The following is a 12,411-nucleotide window of genomic DNA, read 5'->3' as shown; positions in this document are numbered from 1 at the left end:
TAAATTTAAACTCAGGTAATGTCAAAAGTTAAAGTAGGTTTTGTGCAGATGTCCTGCAGCAATGACAAGGCTGAAAACCTTGCCAAAGCCAGCAAGGGAATCCGTGAAGCTGCTGCTAAAGGCGCGCAGATTGTATGTTTGCAGGAATTGTTCACTTCCCTTTATTTCTGTGATGTGGAGGATTATGATAACTTCTCCCTGGCAGAACCTATCCCCGGTCCGTCTACCGACTCACTTCAGAAAGTAGCGGCAGAACTGGGCGTGGTGATCATCGCCTCCCTGTTCGAAAAACGTGCACAGGGTATCTACCACAACACCACCGCGGTTCTCGATGCAGACGGCGCCTACCTGGGTAAATACCGTAAAATGCATATTCCTGATGATCCGGCTTATTACGAGAAATTCTATTTCACCCCGGGCGACCTGGGTTATAAAGTCTTCAAGACAAAATTCGCTACCATCGGTGTCCTGATCTGCTGGGACCAGTGGTATCCGGAAGCAGCAAGGATCACTGCCCTCATGGGTGCTGAAGTGCTGTTCTACCCAACCGCTATCGGCTGGGCTACCTCCCAGGACGATGCTACCAACACAGAGCAATACAACGCATGGCAGACCATCCAGCGCAGCCACGCCATTGCCAACGGTATACACGTAGTAAGCGTGAACCGTGTAGGCTTCGAACAGGACGGCCTGATGAAGTTCTGGGGTGGTTCCTTCATCTCCAATCCTTTTGGCACTATCATCTACCAGGCATCTCACGACCAGGAAGAAGTGTACGTACAGGAACTGGACCTGGCCGTTACCGACAGGTACCGCACCCACTGGCCTTTCATGCGCGACAGAAGAATTGACTCTTACGCTCCTATTACCAAAAGATTTATCGACGAAGCATAATGAACGGACAACCAACGCTGAAACAGCAGGGATACTTCTTCCCTGCCGAATTCCATCCGCATGTCGCTACCTGGCTGAGCTGGCCCCACAAAGAAGCCAGCTGGCCCGGAAAGATCCATACGATCTATCCTTATTACAGCCAGTTCGTAAAATACCTGGCGGAAAGTGAAATAGTCCGTATCAATGTGAATGACGAGGCCATGAAGGCCTTCGCTACCGGCCACCTGCGCAATGCAGGCGTGAACATGAACAAGGTGGAGTTCTTCCTCCACCCCACCAACGACGCCTGGTGCCGCGACCACGGCCCTGCTTTCCTGATCAACCCCACCACTCGGAAAAAGGTGATCGTTGACTGGAACTACAACGCCTGGGGCGGTAAGTATCCGCCTTTCGACAAAGACGACGTCATTCCTACCCGTATCGCCGAGCACTTCAACCTGCCTGTATACCATCCCGGTATCATCATGGAAGGCGGCTCTGTAGAATTCAACGGGAAAGGTACCGTCCTCACCTCCGGCTGTTGCCTCCTGAATGAGAACCGCAATCCACACCTCAACAGGGAACAGATCGAGGGTTACCTGCAGGACTTCTACGGTGTTGACCAGATCCTCTGGGTTGACGAAGGCATCGTAGGCGATGATACCGACGGCCACATTGACGATACCATCCGCTTTGTAAATGACGATACCGTCCTCTCCGTCGTTGAAACCGACAAGCAGGACGAGAACTACGAACTGCTCCAGGGCAACCTCCGTCAGTTACAGCAGATGCGCCTGTTAAACGGCAAACAGCTGAACGTGGTTGAGCTTCCTATGCCGGACGCCGTAGCTTACGAAGACCAGCGTCTGCCGGCTTCCTATGCTAATTTCTACATCAGCAATAAACATGTAATCGTTCCTGTCTTCAACTGCAAGAACGACGATAAGGCGCTGCAGGTCATTGCTTCATGTTTTAAAGATCGTGAAGTAGTTGGGATCGACTCTACCGAGATCATCTGGGGCCTGGGTAGCTTCCACTGTCTGAGCCAGCAGGAACCTGCGATATAAGCCGCTTCCAAAATTACTTATAAAGCCTGTCCGGTTTATCCCTGGACAGGCTTTCTTTATGTAGACGCCTATGCGCATTCATCCTTGTTCATGGGAATGCCCTTCGCTACGGCTTCAGGTGGGCCCCGGGCTGCAGTTCTTTGAAGCCTCGTTCTTTTCGGCTTTATCAAGCGGATGGGCTTTTGAATCGTTATTTAACCCCTGGTTGGTCGTGTCAGCAAGCTTCAAACAACTGAGGCCCGGTTCTCCACCTGAGCCTCCGCTGCTTCGGGGCTACCTATAATATTATAGCCAGTCCTTCCCTACTGAGATACAGATCAGTTGCTGCACTTTGGATGTTCAACTCCACCTATACGCCATGTATGCGTCGGGTATAAGCCATGTATACGCCCTGTATAAAGCGTACTTCGGTTCTTCCAGGTCCAACCATACGTCATGTATGCGCCTGGTATAAGCCATGTATACGCCTTGTATAAAGCGTACTTCGGTCCTTCCAGGTCCAACCTTACTCCATGTATACGCCGCGTATAAGCCATGTATACGTCCTGTATAAAGCGTACTTCGGTCCTTCCAGGTCCAACCTTACTCCATGTATACGCCGCGTATAAGCCATGTATAAGCCATGTATACGCCATGTATAAAGCGTACTTCGGGGATCATCGACTTTCCAGATCTACTTTAATATGACCACAGGAAGCAGTAAGATGCCATATATTGTATTTTGCCTTGTATATAGTACTCCAGCTAACAATAGGGAGCGTCTAAGTAGCAACGGTTTCAGATGGGAATCGCGGGCCTTCGGCTCTTTGACACACGCTTGATACCGCTAAATAAAGATCCAACGGCCCATACGCTTGAAAAAGCTAAATAGAAATTCAACCAAAGAGGCGCCGACCGCGATCCCATACTGGAACCGAGCTACTTTACGCGGTCTATAAAACAACAATCAATCGCTTGCAGCGCCCGCTTATATGTCACAACATTGTTAAAGATCGCCCTACAGCAGAGCTTAAATTCACGCCTTCACATTTCTTTAGCTTTTTGAGGGTTAAATTTGCATTAGTCATTTTACGTAAACGCAGCCGGACTCACCATAGGCCCGGCTTATTTTTAGGAACCTAAGCCATTTCCGCTAATGAAGAAACCTATTAACAAACTCATTAAGTTCACACTTGCCACCGGTATGTTTGCCGGAGTCCTTTTTACCATTGCTCCAACGGCCGGAAATAAGATGAAAGTGGTGCCGCTGACAGAGAACAGGCTAAGCAGCAAACAGGCCTTATTTGAGGCATTAAAGCTGGATTCCCTGGGTCTGTCCAAAGCAGCGTTCAATTTCGCACTATCGGGCCTGGAGAAACTGGAAAAAGAGGGTAAACTGAAAAATCCTGACCTGCTTACCATTGCCGACTTTAGTCAGCCTTCCAATAAGAAACGTTTGTTCGTTATTGACCTGAAACAGGGAACTGTACTGTTCAATACATTCGTATCTCATGGACGTAATTCCGGAACAGCTGTAGCTAATTCATTCTCGAATGCGCCTGAGAGCTTTAAAAGCAGCCTGGGGTTCTATGTGACCGGCGATACCTATAAGGGACAGCATGGTTATTCCCTGCGCTTAGAAGGCGAAGAACAAGGTATTAATGATAATGCTATGAGCAGGGGTATTGTGATGCATAGTGCGAAATACGTAAGCGAACAGATCGCTAAGTTGCAGGGTTATGTAGGTCGTAGCCTGGGTTGCCCGGCTATTCCCGAAAAGGTACACAAACAGATCATTGAAGTTATTAAAAATGGCAGCTGTCTGTTCCTGTACAGCCCTGATAAATCATACATGGCCAATTCAAAAATGTTAACAGCACCAGAGATGGATTCTACTGTTGCCTAAACCTACGATACGAGTCTGACATCCATTTTCCAATAGATCAGATCCGTTCATCCTTCATCCTCCCTGGCCCCTCTTCAGATACTCACAGATCGGCGCCCAATTATATTGTCACGCCGCAATACATTACAGCCTCTGCATGGTGGTAATGCGTGTACCGAAAAGGGCCAGGGGGATGGGATGAGCTTTATGTAAAAGTTGTAGGTGATCATTCATCATTTTGACCCAACGAACATTATTTAGGATCAGTAAAAAGCTTACGCGCCATGTAGGTATCGTGGTCGTAAATATCCTCTCTGAATTGCAGTTTTCCCCCTTCGTCAACCCAGGTGGTATAGTAAGTGATCAACACCGGTACCGGGTCCTTTACTCTCACATATTTTTCCTTTCCACTGTTCATTGCGCTGTCGATTCTCTCTGCCGTCCAGGTGTTATTGTCGGCTAACAGGTAGTTGGCCATCTTTACAGGATCTCCCAGGCGGATACAACCATGGCTGAATGCCCGCTGGTCTTTCTGAAAGAGGTACTTCTGGTTCGTATCATGAAAATAGATATTGAAGCTGTTAGGGAACAGGAACTTTACCTTTCCCAGCGGATTATCCTCTCCTGGTAACTGCCTGATCACCGGTAGCCCGTTACGCTCTCCTGTCACTTCCATATTCTTATCGCTGAGATAATTTTTATTACGCGCCATGGCTGGTAACACTTCCTCCCGTACGATGCTGTTAGGCAGGTTCCAGTAAGGACTGAACACAACCTGGTTCAGATTACCTGAGAACATGGTAGTGCTTTTACCCTCTTTACCCACCACCACAGGCATATCAAATTCTTTATTCTTTCCCTTCCATACATGCAGGGCAAATTCCGGAATGTTCACGAGTATAAGACGGCCTTCCGGTGTGGATGGCGCCCATATCATTCTTTGAAGGTTAACCACCATCCGCTCTACCAGTTTGATGGCCGGAACATTCATTTCACGTAAAAGCGTATCTGTTATAATGCCTTTCGGTGTATGTCCGTGTGTTGCTTCAAAAACCTTTACTGCATTTTCCAATCCGTCGTTAAAGACAGTGGTCGTATCCTTTTCAGGGTATTCACCAGTGATCTGTAAACGCTTTTTCACCCATCCGATCAAAGCAGTACTGTCGCCCTTTTTATAACGTTTCTTCTTCTCAACAATTACTGTGTCCCAGGGACTCTTTTTAGCAATATCAAGATACTGCTCCAGTGATTTTGTGAGTGCCGTATAATTGTTATTGATGTCGTTCCTGTTCTTGTCTTTTAGAATAGCCTCCGCCTTTTTCAGCAGCTCTTCTTTCGTTGCAGGAACGGTATGTTCCAGTCCTTCAACAGATCTATCTGTCCCGTTATTCAGGAAGTAATTAATGAAACGTTGCGTTAACTGTAGCTCTGTCTTTACAATATTCGCATCGCGCGGAGATGCGGCAGAATCACTATCTCCGTTCATCATAGCGTTCAGGCGGTATTCCAGCGCCTTGTTATTTTCACTGGTATCCACACTATAGTCATAGAGACTCCGAAAACCGTATGCCTGTTCATTCAGCCCCTGGCCGTCAAACCAGGCATATTGAAAGTTACGTGCATTATAAAAGCTGATCAGGCGTTTAGCCAGTGTATCGTTCAGCTTTTGCTGAGAGATGAATTTGTTGACATCACTGGTATCAAGAAAGAGATCATTGTAGGCATTCGCCGGAGTAATATCGGTGTTTCGAGGTGTAACGGTAATGGCTTCCTCCTGCTGGTTCTTACCAGTCTTGTTCTTACATCCATAAGAAAAGATAAACAGCCCGAAAGTGATCAGTATCAGTAGATGATTCGTTCTCATGCTTAACCCTTTTGCAAAAGGCGTGCCTCTGCTTTTGCAAAAGGGTCAGCATACTTGACCGTTCCATTTTTGTAGAAAAAACTGCACAGGAAGTGTGGCCAATCAGGAATTAATGGTCTTTCCTTCTTTGCTGAACTCCTTGCGGATACCCGTGAGTATATCTTTTAGTAAAATGGTTTGACTATTTCTTTTAAGTGCCGCCAGACAACTATACTGCACTACGTTAATGATAGCGCCACCTGCCAGTTCGTATTTTCTGGCAATGTCTTCCAGGTTGATGCCTGCATCCATCTGCACCTTCGCAGGAAACGATTGTTGCCATAAACGTTGCCGCTGTTCAGGTGATGGAACAGGAAAATAGATCATCGACTGGAACCTTCTTCCAAAGGCTTCATCTATATTCGCTTTCAGATTGGTGGCCAGTACTACAAGTCCTGGAAAGTCTTCTATCCGTTGCAGCAGGTAAGCTACTTCCTGGTTCGCATACCTGTCATGCGAAGAGTTCGTGGCGCTTCTTTTACCAAACAACGCGTCCGCTTCATCAAAGAAAAGTATCCAGTTTTTATTAGCTGCCTGATCGAATACACCTGCCAGGTTCTTTTCTGTTTCACCGATGTATTTAGACACCACCATGGAAAGATCTATACGGTATACGTCCAGCTGGAACGTCTTTCCCAGCAGACAGGCAGTGAAGGATTTACCCGTTCCCGGCGGACCATAAAACAACGCCCTGTAACCGGGTTTGATCCTGTTTTCCATCTCCCACTCCTTCATCAGTGTGGGTCCATGTTCTATCCAGGTACGGATCTCTTCGACTTCTGCCAATGTATGTTGGTCCAGCACCAGGTCTTTCCAGTCCAGGTCAGTTTTGATCTGCTTCGCCGGAAACTGCGTGCTGTAATGCGGCTGATAGGCCGTACCGTGCGTAAAAAAACTAAGGTATTCCGCAGAGATCTGTAAGCCGCCACTGAGCGAGGGTTCATCAGTATGTGCAGAGACCAGTTTCAGCATATTATGCCGGGCAAAGAAATGCCCCGGACTGAAGATCTGTAATAACTGAAAGCGTTGTTGCAGATCATTTGCCGCCAGTAAGAATGCAGCTGTTTCTCCCGTAGGAAGAAAGCCTCCGTGCTGGTTCCCTTTGATACCGCCGAATTCAGTGAATCCTCTGTCGTAGGTACTGTTCTTCACAAAGAAAACATCCAGCAATTGCGGTTGTATATGCGGACATAAAGCCAACAGCAACACCAGCCTTTCCTGCACGCTCATATTGTAATGACTGACGATCTGAGAATACACCGCATCTTTTACAGCTGCCGGTGGTGCCGGTTCTTCAGCCACATAAGTATGCGCCTGCTCAAAATATTGTTTCATTCTCAGCTGCAGTATCTCAGAGAACCATTGCAGGTCGTTGTGCAAAGCCAATGCGTTAGCTGAGATCAGGTGATTGTCCATTCGGTATATAATACTTTAGGGAGCCAGGAAAAACGCATCATTCCATAACTCCAGGGTAATGTTTGTAATATAATATCATAACTGCGTTGCTGCACCCGTAAGAACCAAGCTTCTTCCGTTTGCCACACCATGCCTTCCCTCTTCAGGAAAGACGCCCTGAACCCTTCTATGGAACTGTTATGCATCTTCGGCCATTGCTGGATAGCAGCGCCTATCAGTTGCTTTGACAGTTCTTTTTCGGCGTCAGTTAACACAATGTCCGGCATCAATGGTTCCTGCCATGGCATATTACACAGCACTTTATTCAGCGTCAGCGCATGTTCAGGATGATCTGTATTATCGTCTACCAGCAATTGAAGCAGATGCACGGCCCGATGTCTGGCAGCTTCATTGACGAACTTCCCTCCTTCCAATAATTGCAGTCGCGAGAAATAAGTATGAAAGAAAGGATGCAGTAATACGAGCCCCGCATTCTGTACAGTAACCGCCTCTTCCGCAGATGCTGCCAATGGCTTCCGCTCGCCGAAAAGGCTCTCGTAAGGCCTGTCTTCAGGTATTGGTTGTAATATTTCCTTCGGATGATCCGCCAGCTTTGCCAGCTGTCGCTCTTCCGCCATAGCAACCACTTGTGAGGTGCTGGTCTTCAGCATTTCAGCGGTTGCCTGTTGTAATAAAGGCACTGCAGTACGGATCTGCATAAAGGACGATACCTTGCCTGCATCAAAGCTCACGATCGCCTTCAGCAGTTTATGCATGGTCGTCTCATTATAACTCCCGATATACTTCGCCAGGCTGTTAATATAGTCATCACTGTTATTGATCAGTAACTTACCTGACAGCCATAACAAATTAAACCTTCTGAACAGCAAACGGATATGTTCACGCTCCAGGTTATCCGTAAGCAGGCTTTCCATAAGGCCCTGCCATTCCTTCAGCGCTGTAATTGTATGGTTGCCCCACAACAGTGGAAGCGCATCGCGCATCATGTGCCAGAAATCATCTTCTGTAGTATGCAAGGCTACTTGTTGTAATACTGCTACCGGTGCCAGTACGCTCCGGTAAAAAGCCATCCTCTCCGGATGCGATCGTTGCTGGTATTGCAGCCAGATCTCGCGGAAGCTGTTCCGGTGTTGTATAAAAGTGTGTGGTAATGCCTGTTGCAGGAACTGCAAGGTATCCTGCTCTGCATAGACCTGTAATTGTTTACGGATATTCTCTTCCAACGGGGTAACCGGTCTGTCAAACAAGCGGTGCACCTCCAGGCGCGCCTGCAGATTATTTACCGGATGTTCCCACATCGCTGCAAGTACCAGCGGCCGCTTTCTGAACAGCAGGATCACCGCTTGCCTTAAGAGTATTTCCTGTCTTCCCGTTTGCAATCTGCTGAACCATACCGGCAAAGGCTGACCGGTAATAAACGCACGGAACAATACCACCGCCTGTTGCCACACCTCTTCACGGTCTTCTTTACTGACGATCGTGTCGTAATTGATCCACAATAAAGGTAACGGCAGGTCAGAATGCATACCGCCAGGTAAGGGCAGTAAACGGGGCGCGATCACGTTCTCATACGCATCGTGCGGCATGACCACCAGTGATTGCCCGCTCTGTGTATGTAAGCCCGCCGCTTCATTCTCTTCATACAATACCTGGATGAAGGTTACGAAAGAGTCAGAAGGGATGTACTGGCGATAAGCATCTATCGCCTTACGAAAAATATATAGCAGGTGAAAATAATCAACGTTGAAGTGACGCGCCAGTCTTTCAAGGTTACGGCGGATGAACTGTTTCCTGTTGAACTGACCACTGTTGTCGGTAACAAGATAGGTCAGTACGAACAGCCACACAGCACGCTCAAACTCACTCCGGGCATTCTGTATCACAGGTTGCTTATTGTGAAGGGTAATAACACCCGTGATGTATCCTAGAATGAAGGTAGCCTGTGCCTCTTCCAGTGAAGTGATGATCTGTTGTACCACCTCCCGGGAAAAATGCCAGGCAATACGTTTCAGGATATAATCCTGCTGCGCGATCTCCGTAATGAATGCCGCAAAACGGGAAGGGTCTTCCGCTATCAGCGCCAGTAATATCGTTTCCAGCTGATCACCGTCTGCTGCCTGCGACCACCAGGGCATACTGCCTGTACGCAGGTAATGTGCCAGCAAAGCATATTGACGTGCAGTCTCGTTATGAAAGTATAGTCCTTCACCAGCAGTATTATGCTGATCGGCTTTGTCTATCTTCTCCCGTAATGCCTTCTCCAGCGCCTCTGGCAATAAACGGATGATGTCCTGCTCAAAATTGGTATAGGGTAATTCTCCCAGATCAATTTCCAGTTCCTGTATCCAGACGCTTTCCGTTGATAATAATACTTTGTCTATTACACTTTCAGCTGCGGCAGTCAAATGAAGATTGAACAGACTACTGAATTTATCCTGTAAAGACCTGGCAGATTCCTTATCTGCATATTGCACATCAAATGTCCACTTACGGATAATATGTTCGCCCCTGCCCATTTACGGCCGCCTGTTTTTAGTCAGGAATTCCAGCATCCTCCGGCGCTCTGCGGGCACGGTGCCGTGGAGATACAGGTTAGGCAATGCCTCTAACCAGGGATAATAAATACTTTCAAACTGACGCATATCAGCTATACCCAGCCAGCGGAAAGATAACCTGTAATACACAGGCGTCTGTTCGCGGATAAGGTCCTGTGTGAACTTCCTGAATTCTTCATACTGGAACCTGGCAGGCCAGGACGGCAGCACGATAGTTATGGTGGGCTTATAAAAGGTATCCGGCAGCGAGTACCCGTTCCCGGAGTCAATATAATATTCCATCCTGGGATAGTCTGCATTCGAGCCGGCGGCTATATGCCGTAGGCATGACGCTATCTCAACCATATCGGCGGCAAGAGTAGCCTGACTTGTATACACCAGGCAGGAACTCAATAACTGCTGATACATATCCTGCGCTTCCAGTTCTTCCCAGTCAGTATCTATCAGGAGGTTTACTGTTCTCTCACGATCATCGAACGACTGGTACGTACGTTGTTCCAGGAGCAGCTTTCCTCCTTGCCCGCAAAGCCGGAACCCATATGCCGCGGTTTTCAGCAACGGTTTCAGCAAGGTATGTTCTACAATATAAAAACCTTCCGACTCCATACTAATCTCCTGCAAATGCGTGATCATCCGGCATTGTGCCTGCATGGCCGCCTGTTTGGTAAAGTGTTTGGCTGTTGCATGCCAGGTGTTCTGACCCGGCGCTTTATATAGTACAAGGAAATGATTATTCGCAGGGTCTTCTACTATCTTGTAATGCGCGGTATCAATACCATGCTTCAACAGCGAAACAGGCTGATGACCGAAATAATATTTGTCAGTACCTATTGCGTCATCCGCTATATCATCACTATACCAGACAGTTTCTCCATTTACATGCAGATGTTTTGATTGCGGTACCGGTTGCCATCCGCCTACTTTCATATCCAGATGGTCTTTATTGAAAACGTCCGTTAATTTCTGTCTGAAGTTACGTTCAATATGCAGCAGCTTATATAACCATTGATGATATCCTGAATAGATACCTTTCGCTTCCATATCAAGCATATAGTTAAAGGCCTGCACACGCTCTGATAACAACACCGTCAGTCTTTGCAATATGCTGGCCTTCCAGCGTAACTCGTAGTTGATCCTGTTCTTTTCATTTGGCGGCTGATATACCATCTCATACAGGCTCACAGGGTATCTCGGCACTACCATATTGAAGCGTGCCAGCAAGTGATCAAAGATGCGGACCTTCCTTTGCTGGTACAATTCATCGTTCTCCGTCATGTCCTGTAGTGACTTTACATAGACATTCTCAGGGTCTGCCATGAACGCCTCCCAGCTTTGTTTGCTGGGCCGGAATGCTTTCAGCAGGTGTTTCACGTGCGGGACTTCATACAGTGGTTGTGTGAAGTAGGTGGTAGCCGGTACCTTATTGAGATCAGGAGAAAACACAGACGACAGATTACCCAGCTGCGCCAGGTAGTTTGCCATGATCTGCTCAAAGAATAAAAGATAAGCCTTCAGCTGTTTAGCCTGCGCCCTCCGTTGTAATGTTTCATGTCGGGATATTTCTTCAATGCCAATACCGTAAATGGCAGGAAAGAAATGCTGCATGGAGAAGTATTGTCCGGCGTTACGATAGTCAGCCTCCAGTGAATGGTCCGCAAGCCCCTTTTCCTGCACAGTATAATGCCGCTTCTTCACTTCCCTGACCTTCTCGTATACGTTCCAGAATATCGCATCGCGGGAATGCTGCTCGAACTGGTCACTGTAAATGCCGATGTCATTGCGGGCGTCCGCAATGTCCACATAAGGATAATAACCCGGTTGCACCAATACCGGGCGACTGCTAAAGTTCACGCCGTCCGTCGAGACATTCAGTGACTTTATCTGTAACACTCCTGTAACAGAAGAAACAGCTTTTACCATCTCCGAAGGGTCGATCTGTTGTTTCCTTTCCAACAGGTCTTCATCGGGCACGAAGCCCCTGGTCAGCTGCGGCCCCAGGTAGATGTCTTCCGTTGCATAACCTGCCTCCAGCAGCTCGCTTTCCGAAAGGAACCTTACAGAAGGATGTACCACCTGTTCAATGGCGTTACAGATATAAGCCAGCGTTTCCCTCACCGGGTAACGGGCGTCCACCATGATGGTAGCCTTGATAGAAATATGTTGCGGCTTTAATACGGAGATCTCTTCAAAATTCTCTCCTACACTCCGGTAACGCATCAGGCAGTTCCTGACGGATGCTACCAGTTTGTCAGCAGCAGAAGCCAGTACTTCGATCTCACGTGTAAGTTTATCATTGGGTTGTATAAATACCCGGTAGGTACCCTTTCCTGCACCGGGCGTATATTTTGATAAAACAGGCTCTATCCAGATGTTCTCTACATTCTCCAGCTGGTCCAGTATCAGTTTGCGATAGTCTGCTACCGTTACCGGTCCTGAACTGAGGATGTCCGCCTTACTGAAGAAGGCGTTATCCATTGCGTTGATACGCCCGTTCTTGTCGGCCAGCAGTTCATTGACCGGGAAGTCCGTTTTATAGGCCAGATCAGTCAATGCAAAACATAACTGTTCCAGGATGGTAACACCCGGGTCATGCAGGTTGTAATCCGTCCAGACGTGTCCGGACAGTTCCTGCACAAGTGTAAGCGCTTCCGCTCTCAGCCTGGCATAGTCCAGGGTAGTGTCACGCGCCTTATCACGGCTGATCTGTAAAGGAATCTTTGCCATAAACGAAAC

At 47.7% G+C, this 12,411-nt stretch carries 7 protein-coding genes; 3 read left to right on the top strand and 4 right to left on the bottom strand.

The window, feature by feature from the left end:
* The first annotated feature begins 18 nt into the window (after positions 1–18).
* The 3 genes from C7475_RS02085 to C7475_RS02070 all read left to right on the top strand — a co-directional run bounded on the left by C7475_RS02085 (position 19) and on the right by C7475_RS02070 (position 3,825).
* Complete coding sequence (locus tag C7475_RS02085) at positions 19–894, top strand: carbon-nitrogen hydrolase (RefSeq protein WP_110050543.1); 876 nt, start codon at positions 19–21, stop codon at positions 892–894.
* On the top strand, positions 894–1,940 hold the full coding sequence (locus tag C7475_RS02080; RefSeq protein ID WP_110050541.1) for an agmatine/peptidylarginine deiminase: 1,047 nt from the start codon (positions 894–896) through the stop codon (positions 1,938–1,940). The genes C7475_RS02085 and C7475_RS02080 overlap by 1 nt, the downstream gene beginning before the upstream one ends.
* Positions 1,941–3,075: 1,135 nt before the next feature.
* Positions 3,076–3,825, top strand: coding sequence for a murein L,D-transpeptidase catalytic domain family protein (locus tag C7475_RS02070; RefSeq protein ID WP_110050537.1), 750 nt, complete (start codon positions 3,076–3,078; stop codon positions 3,823–3,825).
* A gap of 232 nt (positions 3,826–4,057) precedes the next feature.
* Here the strand turns inward: C7475_RS02070 and C7475_RS02065 are convergent, their stop codons facing one another.
* From C7475_RS02065 to C7475_RS02050, 4 genes are all read right to left on the bottom strand, one after another.
* Positions 4,058–5,668 carry a murein L,D-transpeptidase gene (locus C7475_RS02065; protein ID WP_110050535.1) on the bottom strand — a complete coding sequence of 537 codons (1,611 nt, stop codon included), beginning with the start codon at positions 5,666–5,668 and terminating at the stop codon, positions 4,058–4,060.
* Between the two features lie 102 nt (positions 5,669–5,770).
* Positions 5,771–7,123 (bottom strand): ATP-binding protein, encoded by a 1,353-nt coding sequence (locus tag C7475_RS02060; protein WP_110050533.1) that lies wholly within the window; start codon positions 7,121–7,123, stop codon positions 5,771–5,773.
* Complete coding sequence (locus C7475_RS02055; protein ID WP_110050531.1) at positions 7,108–9,639, bottom strand: contractile injection system tape measure protein; 2,532 nt, start codon at positions 9,637–9,639, stop codon at positions 7,108–7,110. Before C7475_RS02055 ends, C7475_RS02060 begins: the two co-directional genes overlap by 16 nt.
* Positions 9,640–12,402 carry a hypothetical protein gene (locus tag C7475_RS02050; protein WP_110050529.1) on the bottom strand — a complete coding sequence of 921 codons (2,763 nt, stop codon included), beginning with the start codon at positions 12,400–12,402 and terminating at the stop codon, positions 9,640–9,642.
* Between the last annotated feature and the right edge of the window lie 9 nt (positions 12,403–12,411).

The sequence above is a fragment of the Chitinophaga sp. S165 genome, assembly GCF_003182155.1.
Lineage (GTDB): Bacteria > Bacteroidota > Bacteroidia > Chitinophagales > Chitinophagaceae > Chitinophaga.
This window is presented reverse-complemented; position numbering and strand designations above follow the sequence as displayed.

Bases quoted from the DNA above. Each gene is read 5' to 3' on its own strand.
- C7475_RS02055 (WP_110050531.1), bottom strand. From the start codon at position 9,639: ATGGGCAGGGGCGAACATATTATCCGTAAGTGGACATTTGATGTGCAA.
- C7475_RS02080 (WP_110050541.1), top strand. From the start codon at position 894: ATGAACGGACAACCAACGCTGAAACAGCAGGGATACTTCTTCCCTGCC.
- C7475_RS02060 (WP_110050533.1), bottom strand. From the start codon at position 7,123: ATGGACAATCACCTGATCTCAGCTAACGCATTGGCTTTGCACAACGAC.
- C7475_RS02065 (WP_110050535.1), bottom strand. From the start codon at position 5,668: ATGAGAACGAATCATCTACTGATACTGATCACTTTCGGGCTGTTTATC.
- C7475_RS02070 (WP_110050537.1), top strand. From the start codon at position 3,076: ATGAAGAAACCTATTAACAAACTCATTAAGTTCACACTTGCCACCGGT.
- C7475_RS02050 (WP_110050529.1), bottom strand. From the start codon at position 12,402: ATGGCAAAGATTCCTTTACAGATCAGCCGTGATAAGGCGCGTGACACT.
- C7475_RS02085 (WP_110050543.1), top strand. From the start codon at position 19: ATGTCAAAAGTTAAAGTAGGTTTTGTGCAGATGTCCTGCAGCAATGAC.